The organism is Rhodococcus sp. WS3 (genome assembly GCF_003797085.1).
GTDB lineage: Bacteria > Actinomycetota > Actinomycetes > Mycobacteriales > Mycobacteriaceae > Rhodococcus_F > Rhodococcus_F globerula.
Map to the genome: position 1 here is coordinate 59,016 of NZ_RKMA01000005.1, position 21,424 is coordinate 80,439.

Annotated in this window: 16 protein-coding genes and 2 pseudogenes; 8 read left to right on the top strand and 10 right to left on the bottom strand. The window is 60.6% G+C overall.

The window, feature by feature from the left end; genetic code table 11:
- Positions 1-227: 227 nt before the first annotated feature.
- Entirely contained in the window at positions 228-974 is a 747-nt protein-coding gene (locus EEB13_RS29855) for a hypothetical protein (protein ID WP_052683282.1), read from the bottom strand.
- A 1,496-nt stretch (positions 975-2,470) separates the two neighbouring features.
- Between EEB13_RS29855 and EEB13_RS29865 the strand changes: the two genes are divergently transcribed.
- Positions 2,471-3,418 carry a hypothetical protein gene (locus EEB13_RS29865; protein ID WP_045063515.1) on the top strand — a complete coding sequence of 316 codons (948 nt, stop codon included), beginning with the start codon at positions 2,471-2,473 and terminating at the stop codon, positions 3,416-3,418.
- 242 nt (positions 3,419-3,660) lie between these two features.
- Here EEB13_RS29865 and EEB13_RS31710 read toward each other — a convergent pair whose 3' ends face one another.
- Positions 3,661-3,801, bottom strand: coding sequence for a hypothetical protein (locus EEB13_RS31710; RefSeq protein WP_162487708.1), 141 nt, complete (start codon positions 3,799-3,801; stop codon positions 3,661-3,663).
- Between the two features lie 1,187 nt (positions 3,802-4,988).
- On the opposite strand from EEB13_RS31710, the gene EEB13_RS29870 reads away from it, so the two are divergent.
- The 5 genes from EEB13_RS29870 to EEB13_RS29890 all read left to right on the top strand — a co-directional run bounded on the left by EEB13_RS29870 (position 4,989) and on the right by EEB13_RS29890 (position 12,369).
- Positions 4,989-5,246, top strand: coding sequence for a hypothetical protein (locus tag EEB13_RS29870; protein ID WP_032399694.1), 258 nt, complete (start codon positions 4,989-4,991; stop codon positions 5,244-5,246).
- 1,517 nt (positions 5,247-6,763) lie between these two features.
- Complete coding sequence (locus EEB13_RS29875; RefSeq protein WP_141486942.1) at positions 6,764-7,219, top strand: hypothetical protein; 456 nt, start codon at positions 6,764-6,766, stop codon at positions 7,217-7,219.
- Positions 7,220-9,670: 2,451 nt separating this feature from the next.
- Positions 9,671-10,453, top strand: a complete 783-nt coding sequence (locus EEB13_RS29880; RefSeq protein ID WP_045063507.1) for a ParA family protein — start codon at positions 9,671-9,673, stop codon at positions 10,451-10,453.
- A complete protein-coding gene (locus tag EEB13_RS29885) occupies positions 10,450-10,767 on the top strand; it encodes a hypothetical protein (RefSeq protein ID WP_045063506.1) in 318 nt (105 codons plus the stop codon). Before EEB13_RS29880 ends, EEB13_RS29885 begins: the two co-directional genes overlap by 4 nt.
- Positions 10,768-11,388: 621 nt before the next feature.
- The gene (locus EEB13_RS29890) at positions 11,389-12,369 is read left to right on the top strand and encodes a DUF2637 domain-containing protein (protein ID WP_045063505.1); all 981 of its coding nucleotides are present in this window, start codon (positions 11,389-11,391) and stop codon (positions 12,367-12,369) included.
- 543 nt (positions 12,370-12,912) lie between these two features.
- Here the strand turns inward: EEB13_RS29890 and EEB13_RS32180 are convergent.
- The 6 genes from EEB13_RS32180 to EEB13_RS29910 all read right to left on the bottom strand — a co-directional run bounded on the left by EEB13_RS32180 (position 12,913) and on the right by EEB13_RS29910 (position 19,116).
- On the bottom strand, positions 12,913-13,344 hold the full coding sequence (locus EEB13_RS32180; protein WP_239654560.1) for a PadR family transcriptional regulator: 432 nt from the start codon (positions 13,342-13,344) through the stop codon (positions 12,913-12,915).
- Positions 13,345-13,441: 97 nt separating this feature from the next.
- A complete protein-coding gene (locus EEB13_RS29895) occupies positions 13,442-15,283 on the bottom strand; it encodes a TniQ family protein (RefSeq protein WP_261984683.1) in 1,842 nt (613 codons plus the stop codon).
- On the bottom strand, positions 15,280-15,972 hold the full coding sequence (locus tag EEB13_RS29900; protein ID WP_261984684.1) for a TniB family NTP-binding protein: 693 nt from the start codon (positions 15,970-15,972) through the stop codon (positions 15,280-15,282). The genes EEB13_RS29895 and EEB13_RS29900 overlap by 4 nt, the downstream gene beginning before the upstream one ends.
- Before the next feature lie 47 nt (positions 15,973-16,019).
- The gene (locus EEB13_RS32185) at positions 16,020-16,322 is read right to left on the bottom strand and encodes a hypothetical protein (RefSeq protein WP_261984685.1); all 303 of its coding nucleotides are present in this window, start codon (positions 16,320-16,322) and stop codon (positions 16,020-16,022) included.
- Entirely contained in the window at positions 16,319-18,352 is a 2,034-nt protein-coding gene (locus EEB13_RS29905) for a helix-turn-helix domain-containing protein (protein ID WP_045063503.1), read from the bottom strand. Before EEB13_RS29905 ends, EEB13_RS32185 begins: the two co-directional genes overlap by 4 nt.
- Positions 18,349-19,116, bottom strand: a complete 768-nt coding sequence (locus EEB13_RS29910; protein ID WP_239654558.1) for a TnsA-like heteromeric transposase endonuclease subunit — start codon at positions 19,114-19,116, stop codon at positions 18,349-18,351. Before EEB13_RS29910 ends, EEB13_RS29905 begins: the two co-directional genes overlap by 4 nt.
- A gap of 181 nt (positions 19,117-19,297) precedes the next feature.
- On the opposite strand from EEB13_RS29910, the gene EEB13_RS29915 reads away from it, so the two are divergent.
- Together EEB13_RS29915 and EEB13_RS29920 are read left to right on the top strand one after the other, a co-directional pair.
- On the top strand, positions 19,298-19,531 hold the full coding sequence (locus EEB13_RS29915; RefSeq protein ID WP_141486943.1) for a YlcI/YnfO family protein: 234 nt from the start codon (positions 19,298-19,300) through the stop codon (positions 19,529-19,531).
- Positions 19,531-19,668 (top strand): annotated as a pseudogene (locus EEB13_RS29920) (type II toxin-antitoxin system PemK/MazF family toxin); the annotation flags it as partial. The gene EEB13_RS29915 and the pseudogene EEB13_RS29920, both read left to right, overlap by 1 nt.
- On the opposite strand, the pseudogene EEB13_RS29925 reads toward EEB13_RS29920, so the two are convergent.
- Both EEB13_RS29925 and EEB13_RS29930 read right to left on the bottom strand, forming a co-directional pair.
- Positions 19,669-20,532, bottom strand: a pseudogene (locus tag EEB13_RS29925) (aldehyde dehydrogenase family protein); the annotation flags it as partial.
- A 6-nt stretch (positions 20,533-20,538) separates the two neighbouring features.
- Positions 20,539-21,378 (bottom strand): IS3 family transposase, encoded by an 840-nt coding sequence (locus EEB13_RS29930; protein WP_141486944.1) that lies wholly within the window; start codon positions 21,376-21,378, stop codon positions 20,539-20,541.
- Between the last annotated feature and the right edge of the window lie 46 nt (positions 21,379-21,424).

Sequence of the window (21,424 nt, forward strand, 5' to 3'; positions counted from 1 at the left end):
CGTGACTAGGGGTGGTTCCGAATGTCGAGCGGATTCGTTCCTTCATTGCTATGACTGTGTCGAAGCGCGCCGCTTCGTTGCCGTCGAATGCAGCTTTTGCGTCTTACAGAACCAGTAATCCTTGGCGACTGCCAACTCCGAAATGTTCAATTTCGATGCTGCCGCAGCTACTGCCTGAGAGAAGATCGACTCATTATCGTTCCGCCGCAACATGACCGGGCGCGAACTCACTTCTCGTGCTCGAAATCGAGGGCCCGCGCCGCGGTCCTCTTGTCCGCCGGCGGGATCCGCGCCGACAACCGATCCCGCCCACAACTCGTCAACATCGCCCGCAACCGAGCACGGGTGACGCCTGGCTCCGTCACCGCAGCGACCGCCAACTTCTCCGGGCGTACCGATTCGGATCCGAGTACCTCGAGCAATCGGTCCCACGACAACTGCGCACTGAGTTCACTGACCGACAAATCACCGAGCACTTCCAGAAAAGCCACCTCGAGACCGGTCAGATCAGCCTTGACACGACCCTGCCGCGCCGAACGAGTCACAAATTTCACCGTCGATGTCCCTACCGGCGCCCTACCGGGCACAGCGATCTGCCGGAACCGGGGAACCTGCGTCGACAACCGCAACGCGCTCGCCGCGGACAACCCCGCAGGACCAACACCCTTCATATCGCCCACCAACTCTGCCACCACCGCGGAGTCCGGCGGCGGACTCATACCCAACGACGTCTTCACCCCACGCCAGTACACGCCGCGCCGCACCGGAAACAATTCACCCTCGCGGACAAGCTCGGAGAGCACGTTGCTGATTGTCTTCGACGCTCCGGGGAGTTCGTCATGATGCCAAAACCGCTCCGACGAACCCAACACTCGAGCGCGCGCAGAACCCGGTCTCACCTGACGCTGCGGAACCCGAGACGCCACCGCTGCTGCAACCATCACTCGTCCCGTCTCCAGCAATTCCACCATCATAGAAGAAGTTGCAGATCAAAGCTAACAATTTGACACACGAAGCTCCTGGAGTCCGCGCAAACGGACCAACACCTCGCATGGCTATCTCCGCCAACAGCAAGCCCCAAAACACCTAGGTCAAATCACTACCCGCTACGCAACGGGCACGCCAAGACCCCAACGACAACAACATTGAATCGAGGGATGCCCTCCGCCCAGCATGTGGCCGAAACCAAGATGATCCGACCAATCCGATATGGCATCACCACACCGAACCCACCAGTCAGCAAAAGGAAGGCAACACATGACGACTCACGCGCACGCCTGGCGGACTCCCCGACACGAAACAACCCTGAACAATACGTCGCCGTCGCACAACGGCACGGGCAGGGGATCCGTTCCCTCACCCGCCGTGCGAAGTGCTCTGACATGTCCGGGCGCACGTACCGTACCGCCCGACTAACTCGGTGTGGATCGTCGAGTCACCGAGTTAACAGACTGCAACAGAAGCGAAGTGGAGAACGACCCGCACAGTTGGGCGTCGCGACAATCAATCTAATCGGACTCCGGCCGACACGAACTACCCGACCTGCGCTCACCTGCAGCGCAGCTCTTCTGTCAATCCAACTGCTGGCGCCGAATGAAACCGACCATCCCCGGAACCGGAAACGCAATCCGCCCACGCTCAGGAGACCTCTAAAAACAGCGAAACAGACAGCACCACAACAATATAAAATTCCAAATCCGACGAACACAATCCCAAGGTTGCTGCAGCTGTACGCAGAAAAGGTCAAAGAGAGGGGGCGCGCGGATCGCAAGCAAGCTGCCAGTTCGTTGCCGGCGAATCCCGGAGGGGCGCATAGGCGGACGTCCCCTACCGATGTTCACTGGTGGACAACCCCACCGGCTGGGCCCTCATATCGCACTTCCTCTGGGCCCTGCTAGCGCTGAAATTGGCGAAATCTCGGTCCGTGAACGACTTTCCACTGCGATGCACTAGTGGCGATACTACATCGTTCCTACCTGCGCTGCGTACCCTTATGCGGCGCAACGCATTCGATTCATCTAAAACCAACTTGAAATCCTCGCGGCAGATCCCGAGTACCTGGAACAGGGACGCAATTGGCCAACAACCCGTTGGCCAATTGCCGTGGGCCATGTGACGGTCTCACTCGACAAACTGGGCGATCAGTCCGGCCGGGATTGGCATGCCGGAACAACAGCCAAGCACTGCCAGTCCTGCAACGTGCTGCAGAATCAGATCAACAACGGTCTGTCGCCGAAACGGTGCGGCGCCCTCAAATTTCCAGGATCATCTTTCGGCCGGAAACTGCGATCGCTCTCAGCACGCAGTTGGTGCGCGACCCGTATGTCTTCGATTTCCTTTGATATCACCGAACATGTCGCAGAACGTGAACTGGAATCTGCACGGAAGCGCAATGCAGAACACACCCGAACCGACCCAACGGACACAGCCAACGACCTAGTTCCCCTGACTCTCGCGTTACCGTTCCAGTATGGGGACAACCTTCCACGGCCCGGACCCGTGGCCGCACATCACCCGCGCAATCCGCCCACGAGGTGCACGCCTGGCCGCGATCGCCTACCTCGACCTGGAAGCACCTGAACTACTTCCGCTGCGCGCCGGGGACGTCCTGATCGTCAACGCTTCCAAAGCGGCACTTCGCGCGCATGCCACCTCCCCTGCCATTCTCGCGTACTACCTCGGCAGGGATGTACGGGTCCTGTCATCGCCAACTCTTCACGCCAACGTGATCGCCACGAACCGACTAGCGGTGATCGGCTCGGCGAATGCCTCCGTGAACTCCATATTCGCCCAGGATGCCGTCATCATCACCGACGATCCCAAGATCCTCTCCCAGGTCCGCACGTTCATCGACAACATCGACGAGATCACCAAGGTCGATCAAGTATTCATCGACAACGCCACCCGGGAATGGGAAATCGGCCGCGCCGTACCAATCCCCGGTATCAGCGGTCGCGTCCACGACCTCGAAGCCGATTTTCTACCCTCGCCGCTCACCCGGATGTTCATCAAACACGTAGTCGACTACGAACCCAGCCCCACCGAACAAAAGGTGATGCACAAGCAGCAACCGGGGAAGCGGACCACGGCCGGACCAGCGGCAAAGTACCAACTTGAATCGCTGCGCCTAGAAAATCCCAGCAGTATCAAGCGCGGCGACGTGATCGTCTTTGTCTCCGCCGACAACGAGTGGATTTACCCGCCGGCCGTTGTAGTCTCCGAATCAATCCGAATCCCGCGCGCAGGCGGAGCAGTCTTACACTTCCTCCGTATCCGAACCGATCTGTCTCCGCTCCCCCTCACAGATTCCGAGAGTCGACTCACCGAACTCGGACACCCAGGGTCGAGACTGCGAACCGACCACTACGTCCGCTCCCCTAGCCTGCGAACAGCACTACTCGACTTCTGGGACCTTTGATCTACCAGCCAATGCCACTGTCTTACAATGAGTATCGACCTATCACGCCACCACTTTTACTTGACATTGAATCGAATATCCCCGATCCTGGCAGCACGACCCAATCATGATCCGCCGCTCTGAAATGCCCAAGACCAAGCAAGCCTGAAGACCCCGAAATAGGCGTGCGAGACACGTAGACCCTCGGATCTTTGAAGGCAAGCCGTGCCGACGGACTTGGGCCTGAACGAGACCCCAGAGAATCAAACCGTGTTGAGAATGGTCTCGAGCGGATCAGCCCACTCGTCGTCGACAGCACCGGGCACAACGCCATCGAGTGGATCACCGATTGGCTCAACCTGCAGATCGAACACGCGGCATGAGACCGGCTGTTGACTCGTCACCGCACACTGCCATGTCTGTCCGTGCTGTGCACGGGCGCGCCCTCCTGCCGCCGAGTTTGCGGCGTTTCCCTTAGGGACGCACGAATATCATTGATTTACAACGGTATTGATGATATATGGCACCGGCAAGTCCGGAGCAGAGATGGCGCCGCTAGGCCTACCTCCATAGCTCAACGATCGAACATGGGATGGATTCCAGAGAGGGCGAGCGACGTCGGGAATGGTCGTCGATCGGTTTGGATTTTCGAATTTCTCCGGCCCTCCGGAGGTCACACTCCGCGTAGAGGCTTTCTGCCTGTCGATCAACCACGACACGCGGACGAACCGATCGTCCTGCACCCAAAATCTCTGTGCTACAACGATTTACCCGATGCGATTCTTAGTCGCAAACCATCGGTCGAAAACTGTAGTAGTACAAGACATTCGATAAAGGCGGCCTGTCTTGACTTCCGGGCGATGTGGGCGATACAAAAGGCAAAGCTTGCGCCTTACGACGCAACGTCTGCTGAGTCAAACAAAAACGACGCATGCATTACATGCCGTGAGTTGCATGCAACTCACGCACTGCATGCAACTCATGCAATGCATGCAGTTGCGAAAGACGCTGCAGCACTGCCCGTTACACAGAACGTTCACTGTCCACGACCATGCGTGCCAAGTACCCCACTTGGCGCGCCGAAGTCGCACACTGCGGTCCTGCGGTGATCGAATCGCCATCGAATCCATTGACAGACCAGATTGGATTGACATTGCCGAAGATCACCTCAGCGGTCTTCGAGAACTCCAAAAGTTCGCGGAGACCAGCGCCATCACCGGAACGAAACGCGACACACATTCTCAATGTGACGGAAATTACAAACCCTTCCAGCGGTTCGGCTCGCACTCCACCTTCGGTGGCCGTCACCCAAACCGATGACTGGCCACACTTTATGTGCGCTGCATAGCCGTTGACCTGGCTCATCCAATCCCGCGAGGACCGGCCACGGTCAAGCTCTACTCACACAGTTACCAACCTTTCAGCGGCGGCCGCATCCATCCTCCCCTGCCCAGAACACACCGACTTCGGTCCACAACAGTTCGGATTGACTCCAAAAATTGGCGAACCTCATGGCAACATCAACAACACGCGACACACCGAATGGGCGCGCCTACCCGTATCAGTTACAGATTGGTTCTAGTCTTTCCTCATGGCACAGCACAACAAGGGACCTCGCGGACACATCGCGACTCGTGCTCCCCTCAAGCAACACAAGGTGTACGAGGATCGGGCCGCCGAACTCGGAATCCCTGCTGGGGACTACTCCGTGCTCATCTTGGCCATCACTCACGGACTCGACATACCGGATTACATCAGCGACAAGCTGCATCCGGACCAGCTTCGACTGCTCGAAGTCGAAGCTGCGGGCTCGTTGCGCCGCATCGAGCAGCTCGCGGTCGGCGCATGAACTACCCCTAGACAGCGAACAACCCCCAGGGCTTGGCGGCATCGGGGGCTGTCCGTTTATGCAATTGCGGGAACTTCCCAGTTCCCCGACCCCCACTAACCCGGTTAAGGAAGAGGCGGTGCTTACTCGATGATATCGCAGAAACGCAATTCCGCCATACCCACAGGCGCGTTGCCGATGTCATTTTCGGCACATCCACATCACAATTCGGCCTGCGCGACGCTCAGGTCACACTTTTACGTTCCCGAAATCTTTGAGTCCGACCAGGTCAGCCCTGTGCCCACTAAGGCACCCTCCAGCGATCGACGGACTCGACATACTTCCCGACTCACAGCGAGTCCACACGTTTCAGTGGACTCGCAGGAACGGAGGCTGCCCGTAGCCACGTAGTCGACGAACGACCTCGATACCTAACTACACAGCGCAGACCTCTTGAAAAGCACGGAAGCCCCCAAAGGGGGTGATAGGGAGCGGACCGCATCGCGGCGAATAAGGACTGGCAGGTCCTTGACTTCGACTGAGAACTGGCAGGTTCTCCGTCATCTGTTCTCGAAACATTCTCGAGAGGTGAGCTCCGAAAGTTAGATGCTTTCTCGGCTCGTACTGCATCCCCTGGAAGGGACTTACCTATGGCAGGTATGTCTCAGGGTAACGCATACCCTGAATACAGATCAACACATTCCATATCACCCACCTTCGGCGTGTCGCACAGCAGCACCCACCCCACCGTTCCCTGCTCGGCCGAAGTCGACGAATGGCAAACTGCCGTCGATGCTGCCCTCGCGGCGGTCGCGCGCATCGATACTGCGACACAACAACTCAACAAGAGCTCTGACCAGCGCGGGCGTTCCTGGGCTCTACCCGTGGAACCAACCGAACAAGCGCGAGTACCTGTGTGGACATCGCGCTGCGAATGGCTCCGCCAGTTCCGACATCACATCAACACACCAGCCGGCAAAGCCCTGTGCGCACGCCGCCTCATCAAGCCTGACAAGGCATATTCCGTCGCGGAAGCGCATGCATACTTCGCTGAATCCCGGACCGGCCGCGGAGTCACGGCGGCAAAATCGACAATCGCCGCACGCGCCAAAGTCAGCGAATCCACGGTCAATCGAGCCCGACGCGTCCTCATTGATCTGGAGATGGGAATTGAACACGTCCGGGGTCGGAACCTCAAAACGCTCGAATACCTCGCCGCAGAGGCTCACCACGGGGGTCAGCAGCACCGCGCAGCATCAACGTGGTCCCTATCCTCACCGCGTGGCGTCGTGGTAGCGACACCGCCGATCAAGGCGCCGAAAAAGCGGCTTTCTCGCAGCGTCGAACGAACTCTCCGATACCGAGCCAGCAGGGCCGCAGTTACTGGCTCAGCCTCTCAGGAACTGACAAACCAGGTGCCACCAGCAACGATGGTCACTGACACCCTATCTAGTGTTGGTTTTTTATCTTGTGAAGTTCTTCCGTTAGGAAGAACTCACCAACGCGCACACGCGGGAATACCGGCGCCAACGAACAAAATGAAAATCAAAGCCGCAGGGGAACCGCGGCCCCTCGAACTCCAACGAGCAGCCGCAGAACTCATCACCCATGCGCCGGCACTCACGCCGCCAGGTCACATCGGCGCAGTTTGCGACATCCTTCGAAACGCGGGTGTCGACCCGACACGCTGGACTGGCCGGGACATTGCCCGCACTCTCTCACGAGATACCGCTCAACGAGGTTGGATCTGGCCGACGACTGCCAGTCTGACATCTCCATTGGCCTATCTCAGACGCAGGCTCGACGCGATCGACTGGACCGGAAAATCGCCCAGCGAGCAGCGCAAAGCCGCAGATTTGGCTCGACGAAAGGAACAGGAACAACTCGAAACGACATACGCACAACGAGCCAAAACCGCGGCGAACCCAGAACATCGCGCGAAAGTCCTGGCTGGCATCCGAGCACATCTGACAGCGAATCTGCGACTGCGATAGCGCAGGGAACGTCCGATGAGGCTTCACCATCAAGCGCATTCGCGTCGCCCGCTCAGAGTTGGGAACTGCGCGCACAACCACGTAGTCGGAGAGCTACCTGCGGTAGCCGAGGCATCCGTGCTAGGAGATCGAGCAGTCGCATTCACTGTAGTTCAGGGAAATTCGTCGCTGAGCTGCTGAAATATCCTTCGCTGCGCGATGCTGGCACGACGTGGACAGAGTTGCGCAGTGAGCTTCCCGTTCGTGCAGAGCGTGCGACCTAGCCATCTGCACCCACCTATTTTTACAGGTAGAGAGGAGAAATCAACCTTAGAGGGACACGCAAGGTTACTGAAGAGCATCTGCGGCACTAGACAAGTGGCCACGATACTCGAAGCGCTACAGCCTCCAACTACAAATACTCTCTGATCTTGATCAGTAGACGACGTGTATCGGCACTCCAGGACTGGTCAGAGCGTTGTTTGAACATCCTTCGCCGTTGAGCTCATGAACGAAGACGAGCTTTTGCATGGAATTTTCCGCCTGCTCACCATGCTTGCAGTACCTGCACGGGGTGTGTGCATTGCATAGCGAACGTGCATCGCGTGCAGTACACGCGATGCATGCAATGCACGGCATGCATCGCGTGTACTGCACGCGATCCTTCGGACTCGAACCTCCGTAACAAGGGCTCCGATGTCAGGCCGAGAGCGCCTCGAGATCGACCAATCCTCGCTACCGTTCCGTTCGCTTTCTGAGGCTGAAGGCCCGGATTCGGGCGACGTATCGGATCCGCCCGCTCCTCCTGGGTTCATCAAGGACTACTTTAGCGATGAAATTGGTCAAATCGACGTCCCAAAGTGCTCTGCAGTGCACAGAAACTCCCCGAACTCGTTCATATTCTGTTGGCAAATGAGGCTTTGACGTATCCATCCATAAGGACGCAATACGTCACAGTGACGATTCGTTTGCCTCCAAGATGGGCACGATCGCCGACTGCTGATGGTCTCCATTGCCAGGATGGCAGCACCGGCGAATCTCAGCCCGAAGAAATTTGGTAGACATCTGCTTCCTGATCTCCCACTCACCGCACCACACACGTATCCGCATTGACTCGTTTCAACCAAAAGCTATCCCCCAACTCGGCTGCATTCATGATTTGAAGGGCATTTCCTGTCGTCGATGAGGGTGTCATTTCGGTGACGATTTGCCTATGCACTGCAATCGACGTACAAAATCCTTCACGCTTCTTGGCTGTATCGGTCTTCGACGCAACTTCGAAAGCAGGGGCAAGTGTTCACTTTTTGCGATGAGTGAACCCGCAGTCGTCGAATTCTCCGCCGGGAAACTCGGTCTCAACAGAGCGCACTGCGAGATTGCCCCGATGTTTAAGCTAATCTGGCGGCGCGTAGAAGGTTGAAGCGGTGCCTGTGCTCGCGTACTGTCGGCAAAATCCTGCGTGATGGCCAGGTTCTTGCATCACACTGATGACTTGGAGTGGTAGATCGAGAGTAGGAAACACAGCAGGCATGCCCAGTTTTCATAGTCGATATCGGTCGACCTCAACGTGCCTCTTTTGTAAATCGCGATCGATTAGCGGTAGCTAGACTCTCTTGGTCGCGCCATTTGGATACCCAGATGCCGACTATCCGTGAGGAATCAAGTCGACCGTATCGGATCATTTCAAGGTGGTTTTGCTCGGGGTTAGAGTCGGTGTACTGTCCGTCGCGCTGGGAAACCTTCTGTACCTGCAGTAATGTAGGGAAACTGGTGCATGCTGAGCGTACTTTGCATGCATAGCATGCTATGCATGCGGGCGCTCCTTCGGAACGGCATGCTGTGCATGCAACGCATGCTATTCACGCACAGCATGCTATGCATGACACAAGGGATCTGCACGCACAGCATGCTATGCGTGCATGCAACGTGCAGTCTGCATGCACTGCACGCAAAGCATGTCGCGTACGCCATGCGTTCCATGCGTTCCATGCGTTCCATGCATGCATTGCGTGTCATGCGTTGTCCGCATGGAGTGCGCATTGTGCACTGATAGCTAGGTTTGCATGCCACGCGCGACATGCGTTGAATGCATGGACCGCGAGCAATGCGAGCTGCGCATGCCATGCAAGGAGCGCTCCGCATGCGAACAACGCACTGCATACTCCGCGTGCATGACACGCGATGAATGCACCGCACGAACTGCACGCATTACATGCGTGTTATGCTACGCGCGCACGTAATGCACAGTGTGCGTGCATCGCTCGCGGTGCGCGGCGCGCAATTAACGCACGCACGACGTGCCTTGCGGGCGGTGCATGTAACGCAAGTCAAGCATGCAATGCATGTTTCGCATGTAGCGCACCCAAGGCATGCAGCGCGAGTACTGCAAACAGTGCACGTACCGCATGCCGTGCGTGTTTCGCACGCAATGCACGCCTTGCAAGATTGAACGCACTCGACGAAAGGTCCGCAATGCAGCCACGCAAAATCGCACTGGGCAACCAGAAGGGTGGCGTCGGCAAAACGGCGTCCACACTCGGACTCGCCAGCGCCATCACCGCGGTCGGCGGAAAAGCTCTTGTTGTCGACATGGACCAGCAGGGGAACACCACCAGTGGACTGGGCGTCGAACTCGAAGACGGAATGATGACCGCCTATCACCTGATGAACCAAACCAGGGAAGGTATCGCCGCGGAGGCGATCATCGCGACACCCTGGGATGGCGTTGACCTCATTCCCGCGGATGAGGAACTCGGAAAAATTGAATCGGACGGATCGAACGATCTCGTTTTCCGCCTCGACGTGGCCTTCGAGGGTCTGGATCTTTCGCCCTACGACGCTGTGCTCTTCGATTGCCCGCCCAATATGGGCAAGGTGCTGTTTGCCGTCCTCATCGCAGCAGATGGCGTGGTCGCTATCACCGAGCCGACAATTGACAGCGTGCGTGGCGTTCAGAAGCTCGAGCAAACCATTGACACCGTCCGCAAACGCGCGAACCCGAAACTTGCCTTCGACAAGATCGTGATCAGCCGTAGGCGTACGACAGGTGAGCATGAGTTCCGCGAGAACGAACTTCGCGAAACGTACGGCGACCTCGTCGCCAAGACCGTTATCCCGGAACTCGCAGCCCGTCAGGATGCGCACTCGAACCACACCCCAATTCACCAGTTCAAGGGCGGGAAGGCTCTGACACTCAAGGTCGCCTACTCAGATCTCCTCACTGAACTGCCTGTCGTAATCGGAGCCACGGCATGAGCGTCAAACGCGAACCTGCGATCCGTAAAACTCATCCCGCAGAACTCATTCCGGAACGGCCGCCAAGGGGGGAGTCGGCGCCCGTTGCGGCTCCTGCTGCACCGGCCCCGGTACCGCCGGCAGACGCCAGTGGACGAAAGGACGAGGAGGAGAAGCTGTCGATGACGCACAACACCCGCATCAAGCCCTCCACCAAGGACCGCCTTCGTCGTGGTGTTGACAAGTTGCGCTACGAAACAGGCGATCGTGAGATCAGTGAGGCGTCCATGACTGAGGCTGCGCTGGATGAGTACCTGAAAGCGCGGGGGCTGTAGCAGAGGAGCGTCCAGTGCATGCATTGCGTGCATGCGCAGCATGCACAGCATGCAACGAGTCGCAATTGGCCCGCATGAACAGGTGAGTCAACGATCCGTTCAACTCACGCAAGACCGATCAACACTTGCTGCGCGATGTACCAGAACATCTCAATTTGTGTTGCGTGGTTCCAGAAATCATGTCGCGCAAGCCACTGCGTATACCCGCAATGTAACGATCCGAATCTCACGCAGACGGTGACCGGACGCATCCAGCAATCAGCGGCGGCACGCGGATCTTTGCTGGGATAGGAACGTCTGTTGCACGTGACGTAGACGGTACGTTTCGTCTGAGAGCGCCATTTCATGCATGGCGCAATGCAGAACGGGCGTCGTGTCTTCGCTCCGGACTGTGCGCAAAACCTGGCCTCCAGGGGCGGCGAAAACGTGAACGGCTTCGGCGCATCGGAGACTACGTCAGCACCCTCTACTCGACACCCACGATCAACACACGGCGAAATGGTCCGGAAGCCGGAACCATAACTACCGATGGAAAGACCGCAAAATGCAAAGAGGAGCCCCGCCGGCTGCAACCAGCGAGGCTCCGGACCGAGAACACCCCTTAGGAAGGAAAACCCGATCATGGGTGATTTTAGTCTGCGCGCTGCGCGGATCCAGCTTGGCGCACTGATCGCCGCACTTCTCATCGCAATCGTGATCGCAATCGGCATCACAACCGGCGCATTCGTCCTTTCGTTTGCCGTGCAACGCGACCTCGCCCGACAAGGAACTCTGCCCGAAAACCTTGCATGGATATTCCCCGTCATCGTTGACAGCGCAATACTTGGATCCACAATTGCGATCGTCATCCTGAGCAAGCTCAAAATGAGCAACTGGGACAAAGGCTTCTACATTGCACTAGCAGTCACAGTCGTCGCGATCAGCATCCTGGGTAACGCATACCACGCATTTCATGCAGCGTCCGCAGCGCAAAACCAAGTAGCAGCAGGAACGAATATCGGTTACGTGCCACTTGACCCGACCATCGCTGCTCTCATCGCGATCATTCCGCCAGCACTCGTCCTTGCATTCACCCATGGACTCGGGATCCTGATTAAGGCAACCGGTCTTGCATACGCCGACTACAAGAAGCAGATCGACGAAAATGATGCGTTCCAAGCCCCGCATTCCTTCATCGAGCGTGGCGACACCAGCAGAGCACCTAATGGCGTTGCACGAATGTCCCCGAAGGAATCAACGCAAGACCTCACGTCCCAGGACCTTGAAGGGCACGACTCGGCCGACGACGCTCACCCCCGCACAATGAACCCGCGCGCAAAGAAGCGGGACCTATCTGCGGACCTCGACTGGTTCATCGCACAATCTGACCTACCCGAAGCAGTCAAAGCGACCGCACGCTGCAAACTCGCAGATCCGTCACTCACATGGGAAGCCATCGCCCAGACTTCCACCCCACCCGTTGCCGCATCGACATCGTGGCGCCGTTACGAAAAGTTCGACGCCGCTGCCCGTGCGGCAGGCTTCGAAAACCCGCCCCTAATAGATATGCGAGAGTCAGATGTCGATTCCGCAGACGCCGATGACCTTGTGGCCGTGAACTGAGCCAGATACCACTCCAAAGTTGGTGCACCAGCCGATTACGAGGAACGTCGCGGCAGGATTGCAACATCGACCCAGTTGAGTCGCAACACTGAGGAATTGCGAAATGGCCGGTGCACCAATCCTCCGAACGCCGTGACCTTGCGGAAGTGTTCGCGTCGACCACGTCAGTAACGGCAGCGATCACCAAAGCGAGGATCCCAAACATTCGGCTATGACCCCCACGTCGCAACCTTCACATCGAGATCTCATCACTCGCTGGTCGGCCGCGTTGCGTTGAATGCCTGCAATCGCAGACGAATTGGAGCGTTTGGAGTTGGCAAAGCCGCTTCATTCTCTGTGGCCGCCCCTGCAGTGCGGGCGAAGCTCTCGTCGCATGGGACCGTTCTTGCGGGTTCCTGGTGTCCGCCACGTGATTGTGTGCAGCGCTCAAAAGTGCTTGCCCCATGTGTAGTCGCTCGAGTTGTCGTAAGTCAGGAGCCCTTGTAGGTTCTCGTCCTTCTTTGCGGTCTGGTCGCGGCTGGCCTGGGCGGATGGTGCGGTTTCTCATAGGTTTGTCGCTCTTGGTTTCTCATCGTTTTTGCGCTTTCCTGACGTGTTGAGTTCGCGGAGAGCCGCGCGGCGCCCGTTCGGGGTGAGTCGGTAGTAGGTGCGGCGTCGTCCTGGTCCGTATCCGGGTGGAGCGCCCGCGAGCCAGTCGACCTCGTCTTCGCCGCGGCTGGTGAGCCATCGGGCTTGTTCGCGGCTTCTCAGGAGCGGGTAGAGGGTGCTGTGGTGAATGCCGGTGCATTCGTGCAAGCCGTTGCCATCGAACTCCTCGGCATCGGTTGTGGTGAGGAGGCGTAGCAGGGTGAGCGTGGTGTGGGTCATCTGCAGCCGCTCGACTGGGGTGTCGCCGAAGGGTTTGAGGGGGAGGGGTTTTCGTGGTGGTGTCATTGTTTCGCGCACCGCGTGTGCGAGGGTCTTCGCGTCGGGCATGGCTGGGGCGTTGCAGCCATGTAGGGCGGCGCTCATAAGTGGGTGAACGTGCACGGTGCCGAGTTCGCGGAGCAGTGTGTGTCCGTGTGGGGTGCGGTCAAGGCTGGTCGATACGTTCTATCGCGATGCGGACGTGCCCGGGGCGGACGCCGAGAACCTCGGGAGCCTCCCGCAAGGAACGGTGTTCGTCGACGACGAGGCGACTGACCTTGTCGGTATCGAGGTCGCCGGTATCGATGCCCGGTAGGGCGAGGCCGTCGGCGAGGTCAGGTGGTGGCGACCAGGTCAATGGTTCGTCGATGCCGAGGTCGACCAGCAGGGATTCGGCGTGTTCGTGTAGGGCTCGGCGCAGCGGCGCTGCCATGGAAGTGGTGAACTCGACGTAGGTGCCGCGGTCAGTGGGGCTGCGGAACGCCAGTCGGTGGCGGCGGTCGGCGAGGTCGGCACCGGACAGCAGCTGGTGCAGGTGACGTTGGGCGTGCCGCAGCCGACCTTGATGGTGCTTGCCGGGGTGCGCTCCGACCGAACAGGCGAGGTCACGCCACTGGGCCCAGGTAAGGCTTTCAGCGGGGATCTGCTCGCGTCGCCGCTGGTAGTCGATCGGCGTGCCGTGTTGGTCGAGGTGTTCGGTGATGCGGCAGAGCAGCACGAGGACATCGGTGAGCGCCGATCCGGTGGGAAGGTTGTCGAACCCTTGCAGGATGGTGGTCAGGTTGAGGGCTGTGACGCGTGGGTTCAACAACCCGGCGTGGGTGTCCATCCGCGCGGAGGGATCACCGGGAATCGTCATCAGGACGCTGAGAGTTGCTCGGAACAGGTCGGTGTGGGAGCCGCCTGCGACGGGCAGCAGAAGGCCGGTCCAGTCGGGCCAGAACAGTTGCGGCAGCATCCGGACGCGCGTCGCCCCGTCGGCGCGCGGTGGTGCGGCTGAGGGCGTGACGGTTCGCATGCGCAGCCGGACGGCTCCGGGTAGTTCGGCGTCGACGGCGCGCAGGTAGCGGTTGGGAAACTGGCTGGGCATGACCACAAAGCGTCGCTTGGTGAAATATGGTGGCGAGACCCGTTGCGGACTAGTGTGTTTCGTCATCAGGGTGCGCAGCTCGTCGATTGCGGTGGTCTCGTCGTCGCCGAGGACGGTCCTGGCGCGGGTCAGGAGCGCCGCGGTCAGTGCCGCATCGAGACGCGGTGGGCTGCCGTTGCGCGGTTGTGGTGGGGTCGGTCGGCGACGCGGGTTCACGGCGTGTGCTGCGGTGATTGCGGCGGCGTCGTCCAGGCGCAGCAGCCAGGTCACGACCAGGTGCAGATCGGTCAGCGTCGCGTGGGCCGGATCGGAGCCCGGTTCGCGGGCCGTGGCCACCAGCTGATCGATCCAGGACTGGACATCGAGGACATCGTCGGGGGAGGGCAGGCCCGCCGCGGTGAACAGCTCGGCGCCGCAACGTAGCCGGGTCCGGTCGTTGATGTGGGTGCAGATCCCCGCCGGCGGTGCGGTGGCGCCGCCGCCGATCTGCACTCGCGGTGCCGCGCGGCAGCCCGGTCCGGGGCAGGTGTCGTGGAGCAGCAGTCGGTGCCGCCCACAGACCATCGCCCAACTCGACCGCCACGACAGTTGCCAGCGCCCGTCGGTCTCGGTCAAACAGCGCGGGCAGAACCGTGAAGAATTCATCGATAGCCGTTCGACGACGGGGTCGGCGGGTCCGGTCGCGGTGTCGAGACGATGGGGCGGCAGCCCGGTAGCGGCTTCGATGCGGCGCAGTTGCGCGGAATCAGTTTCATCGACCAGCTGGCGGATCGACTGACCGGGGTGATCGATACCCAAGGCGCGCAGCACTTCCCGCGGAGAGGTGTCGTTGCGGCGGGCGAGTGCGTCGATCCAGGAATCGAGGCTCTCCCCGGTGGCGATGGGCGTCCGTAACGGCAGTGTGGTGACCGCGGTCATCGCCTTACCCGCCTGCGTTCGCCGCTCGTGCGGGTCGCGGCTTCGAGCCGATGGCGGGCCTTCTCGGAGGCTTCGTCGATGCGGACGGTGTCGAGCAGCTCCTGTGACATCGCCTCGGCTCCGGTGCGGATCGCTTTGAAGGCGCCGCGGTTGATCAGGGTCATCAGCGACCCGATGTGTCCGCCGGTGCGGACGAACAGGTAGTCGGCCAGGCCGGCGAGCTGTCCGGGCTGCCCGCGGGTGAGTACCAACCGTTTGTCGACCGCCTTGATCAGGGATGTCCAGTGCCGGTCGTGGGCGAAGGTACCGACTTCGAGGCGGGTCCAGCGCCGGGCGCTCTGCGCCAGCGCGGCCGAGGGCCCGGACAGGCCCTCCTCGAAGAATCTCCGTTCCCCGAGACCGACTCCGGCGTAGATGAACGTCACCGGTAGCTCGTTGGCCAGCCATTTCAGGTGGTTGCTGACGGCGAGCCCGTCGCGGCTGTTCTGGTCGATGAAGTGAATGTCGTCGATGATCCCGACGCGCGAATCACACGAGAGGACGCAGTCCAGGGCGTAGGTGGCCAACTGGGCGGCGCTGCCTCGATCGGCGCCGGGGTGCCCGTAGAACTGGCAGATCATCTTGTTCAACGTCCGCAGTGTGGTGTTCGAGGTCAGACCGACCCGGAACACCGGAATGTGCTCGGTCACCGGACTCGGTGACCGAGCCGCGGCGGCGCAGCGCCCGGCGGTGGTAGTCACGGCCGAACAGGTTGACGATGGTCGTCTTTGCCCAGCCCGGGGAATCCGTCGATGACCGCCGCGCCGCGAACACGGTCGGGGGCTTGACGATTCGAGGCCACGATCAGCTCCAGCTCGTCGCGCACCGCCTTCAGCTGCGGGGTGGCGATGGTGCCGAAGTTGGCGTGCCAGTCGTGGCGGGCGTCGACCCCCAAGGCAGACAACGCTGTGGAGGTCAGGGTGTCGGGCCGGGTGCGGGGCGCGCTGTCGACGAACCGCCGCCAGCCGTCCTTGCGGGAGAGACTGTAGGAGCTGCTCACTCGAGTACCTCCAGCGCGTCGTCGTAGAAGCCGTCGAGGTCATCGAGCAGTTCGGCTTCCACGTCGTCATCACCACTGATGTCTGCGGCTGAGAGCGAGAGAAGCTCGGGTGCTTCCGGCGCGGCGAACTGGACGTCGGCCAGCGTATGTAGTCCCGTGCGTTCGGCCGACAACCGCGCAGCCATGCGGCGTTCTCGCCGATCGGTGACCTCACCGGCGGCCCACCTGCCCAACACCTGCGTAAGCGCGGCGGCCGGGTCGGCGAACCGATCGGTGCGAGTGGCCAGCATCCGCGCGTACTTGGCCGCCTCGGACGAGAACGGGGTGCCTAGCATCGGCGCATGCTCCCAGACCAGCTGATGCCAGCTCCCGTCTTCGGGCTCTTGAAAGTAGACGTGCCGAACATCGTCGTCGTTGACGCGGATCGGCCATTTGCCCGCCGCGACACCACCGTAGGGGCTGGTTGCGTTGCGGTGGCTGTCCAGCGCCGGCCCGTTGTAGCGGCGCCCGTCGATGTCGACGCCGTAATGCTGGACCGTCCGCCAGAGCACCCGCAGAAACTCGAACACCAATTCCGGTGTGGCCGGAATACGTAGCAATCCTGCCTTGACAATGCCCAGGGCGAACATGTCATTCGGCGACATCGCCAGATTCGGCCACTCGGCGAGCGCGATCCCGTCATGCTCACTCGGGTGATATACCGTCACGATCCAATCACGGATCACATCCTCGAGCTCATGCAGGAACAAGAACGCCTGCTCCTCGAGACCTTCTCCGCGGCTGTGCAGATCCGGTCCCTTGTAGGACGGAAGATGTTGTATCAGACCCTCCCTCAACGACCGAAAGAACCTCTCGACCGTGGGCTTGTCGGTTGGCTTTCGTGGCTGGGCCGGCTGAATCGAGATCCCCAATCGAGCGCAGACCCCGATCACATGCGCCGACAGGAACGCCCTGCCGTGATCGATCACCAGGGTCTCGGGTGGGCACCAGATCTCGGCATCGGCACCGGTGTTCTCCTCGGTGAACACCAGATGCTCCGGCAACCCGTGCACCGGCCCCAGCGCCGGGCTCCCCGCGCTGCGGCCGGTGACCGATTCGAACAACACACTCGCGACATCAACCGATTTCGTGGACACCGGGGTCACCTTCAACCCCAGGATCTGCCGGTCGAACAGATCCTGCGCGACCGTGAGCTGCGCCCGCACCCACCGACACGTCACCGGTTCCATCGCGAACACGTCCAGATCCTGAGTGTCCAGAATCAGATACTCACCCGGACGCGTGGCGCGCAGGCGGCCGTAAACCCCTTTCGGGCGTTGGGCGATCGACCGCCGTGCCTTCGCCGACCCGCTCACCGCGTTCGTGCCCTTGACCAGCTCAGCCAACCGCCGATAAGCAGTCGCCTGCGACGGCAGAGCCACCACTGCCACCCCGTGCTCGCGTTCGAGTCGCTCGGCCGCCCGCATCAGCACCGCCGAGCGAGTCGGTGTCGAGACCGACACCCCCGCCGCCAGCTCCGCGACCACCGCCGCCTCCCAGCGCGGATCCACCGTCGAGCCGCGGCCACGGCGGCGGTCATCGACCAGCCCGGCCTCACCGGCATCCCGATAGGCCGCCACCCAGTACTCCACCGTGCGCACCCCCATCGACAACTCTGCCGCTTTGGCGGCGTACCGGGCCCCCAGCGGCACCCCGTCGGCGTATGCCGCACGCGGCTCGCCGACCCTCGCCGCCGCGGCATGACCCGCGGTGTAGCCGGTCAGAACCTCCCGGACATGGGCGGCACGCTGTGCGACCCGCTCACGCTCGGCCGTCGACAAGCCACCCAGCACGAGCCCCGGATCGCTGTCGTCGTCGGCATGATCCAAACCGCGTGCCCGCGAAACGAACTCGGCCAGATCTACGCTGCTGTAGCGTCCGTCGGAGTGGCGAACGGCCACCTTCCTGCCGTCGAACTCGACGATCCGCGCCACCTCGCCGTCCAACAGCACCGAGATCCCGGCCGCGACCGTCACCGTCCGCGCGCTCATCCCGACACCCCCGCCCGCACAACCGTCCCGCCGTCCAACGGACGCGACAGATCCGCAGCCAAACGCGACTGCCACAAAAAATGCAGCACCACCGGCCTGATAAGGCTTCGTGGTCGTGCGTCCGACAGTCGCCGCTCCAAGTCCGCGATGCAGATCGGTGCGGACGCCGCCTCGAGCACCAGCGGCACAAGATCAGCCGTCACCAATGTCCGGCGATACCCAGCCAAGAACCGCAGGTTCTCCAACCGCACCGGGTTCGCCCCCGACCACACCTCGAACCGGAAGCCTCGCCGTTCGCACACATGCTTCGTCCATGCCAACTGAGTGGCCACCGCCGGATCGGCCAACCGCGACGCAGCCTGCACGTCGACAACCGTCACCGCGCCGTCGGCATGTGACAGCAACACATCCGGCACATGCCGCCGCGTTCGCACACCATCAAAACCCTCCATCAGAAACGGCTGGGCGGCAATCGCCACCACATCCGAGTCCTGATCTGCCAGAATCAGTCTCGCAAGCTCCAAGCGGCTCTCGTAGACCACGTGCCCACCCGTGGTCGCCGACCAATACCAGCCCGAATAGTGCCTACGGCCACGATACGAACGGAACTCCCGTACCGGCAGCCCGGCCAGAACGTCGTCAACCGGAAGCCTCTGCATCGAAGTATCGGCGAACCGGCCGTCACTACGCCGGTAACGCACTGCGACATCGACCTCACTTGGTCCAGCAACGGAATCCGACCGCACGTCACTCATCTGTGTCATGCCGACGACCCTCTCGTCTCCAGACAGAAGCAGACCGCAGACACGCCGCCCAACATTCGCACCGATTTTGCGTAAACGCAGAATCGACGCAGAGTCCGTGATAAAGCGCAAAGAAGAATGAGAACCTACACCTGGCATGTTGATGGGATCCATCTGAATCCCAATACGGTACCGTTCTGGTATGAGTACTCAGATCGCGGTGCGGTTACCCGACGAGATGGTTGCTTTTCTCGATGATGAGGTGAGCAGTCATCGCGCGTCATCGCGCGCCGCGTTGGTGTTGCGGGCGCTCGAGCGTGAACGCCGCAGGCAGATCGCTGCCCGGGACGCGGAAATCCTCACCCAGGACTCGGGTGAGGATGATTTGGATGCTCTCGCAACACATATAGCTGATGTATCAGCGGATTTGATCTGATGCGACCGATTCACGAAGCGAAGCTGGACACAGTTCGCCCTGTACTCCTGCTTACCCGGGAGTTAGTGCGTCCCCATATGTCTCGGGTGACGGTTGCGCCGATCACCACCACCATCCGGGGCCTCTCGACTGAGGTGGGCGATAGCGTCGGCGTTGCGGTCGAAAGCACGCTGGTCGATGACGGCGCCACCGAACTTCGAGAAGTCCGTAACATCACCGTATTCGAGTGTGGATGCCTGGTCGATGAAGTCGTCGCCCATCTTCGTCCATACCGACTTCGGGATGAAAGCGCGGGAGGCAGCCGAGCATTTCTGTCCCTGGTAGTCGAACGCGCCGCGCAGCAGCGCGGTGGTGAGGGTGTCGGGGTTGGCGGAGCTGTGGGCGAGGACGAAGTCCTTGCCGCCGGTTTCGCCGACCAGTCGTGGGTAGCTGTTGTAGTTCGCGATGTTGTTTCCGACCTGACGCCACAGGTGTTGGAAGGTGGCGGTGGACCCGGTGAAGTGGATTCCGGCCACGCGCGGGTCGGCGAGGACGACATCGGAGACCTCGGCGCCGGCGCCGTTGACGAGGTTGATCACACCGGGTGGCAGTCCCGCGGCCTCGAGAAGTTTCATCGTCCAGTACGCGGCGACGGCCTGGGTCGGCGATGGTTTCCAATCCACGGTGTTGCCCATCAGCGCCGGCGCGGTGGGCAGATTGCCCGCGATCGCGGTGAAGTTGAAGGGGGTGATCGGGTAGACGAAACCTTCGAGGGATCGGTATTCGAGCTTGTTCCACACGCCGGGTGAGGAGATCGGTTGGTCAGCGAGGATCTGGCGAGCGAAGTGGACGTTGAAGCGCCAGAAGTCGATCAGTTCGCACGGAGTGTCGATCTCGGCCTGATATGCGGTCTTGGACTGTCCGAGCATGGTTGCCGCGGAAAGAGTTTCGCGCCACGGTCCGGGTAGTAGGTCAGCCGCGCGCAGAAACACCGCGGCCCGGTCCTCGAAAGACAGTGCCCGCCGTGGTCACGCGACCATCAAGGTCGCGGTCACTGACTCTTCGTAGTTCGTGGGGCTGAGCATCCCGATCGTGGAGTGCCTGCGGCGGGTGTTGTAGATGTGCATCCAGTTGTCAACTGCAGCAATCAATTCAGAGGCGTATGCGAAAGTGTGTCGGTAGTAGTACTCGTGCTTGAACGTCGACCACAGACTCTCCGCGCCGGCGTTGTCCCAGCATATTCCGGTAGCTCCCATCGAACGGCGCAGCCCGTACCGTTCGCACACCTGCTTCATGATGTCGGCCGTATATTGACTTCCTCTGTCCGAGTGCATGATTGTGCCGGCGACATTTCCGCCGCGAGCTGCTACCGCCATGTCCAGGGCTTCGATGACCAGTTCGGTCCGCATGTGATCGGCCACCGACCATCCCAGCACCTTCTTCGAGTGCTCGTCCTTGATCGCGCACAGGTACATGTCGCCTTCACCGCAGGTCAGGTACGTGATGCCGGAAGTCCACACGGCGTCGACGCGGCCCTGATCGAACCGTCGTTGCACCAGGTCGTCCGGAAAGGAAGCAAACGGGTCGACGACGGTGGTACGGATTTTGAACGTGCGCGGGCTGATTCCGACGATGCCGAGTGACCGCATGATCTTCGCGACGGTCTTCTCGGTGATAATCTCCCCGCCGTCGTGAAGTTCGGCAGTGATCCGCGGGGACCCGTACACACCTTTCAATTCTCTGTGGATGTCGAGGATCTTCACTTCCAGGTCCGCGCGCCTCTGTTGCCGTTCACCCAATCGTGTTCGGACACTGCGTTCTTGGTGTTTGTAGAAGCCGGAGGTCGAGACATTGAGGAGTCGCGCCATCGAAGTGGATCGCGAAGTTCGCGCACTCCGCAGCGATCAACGTGTA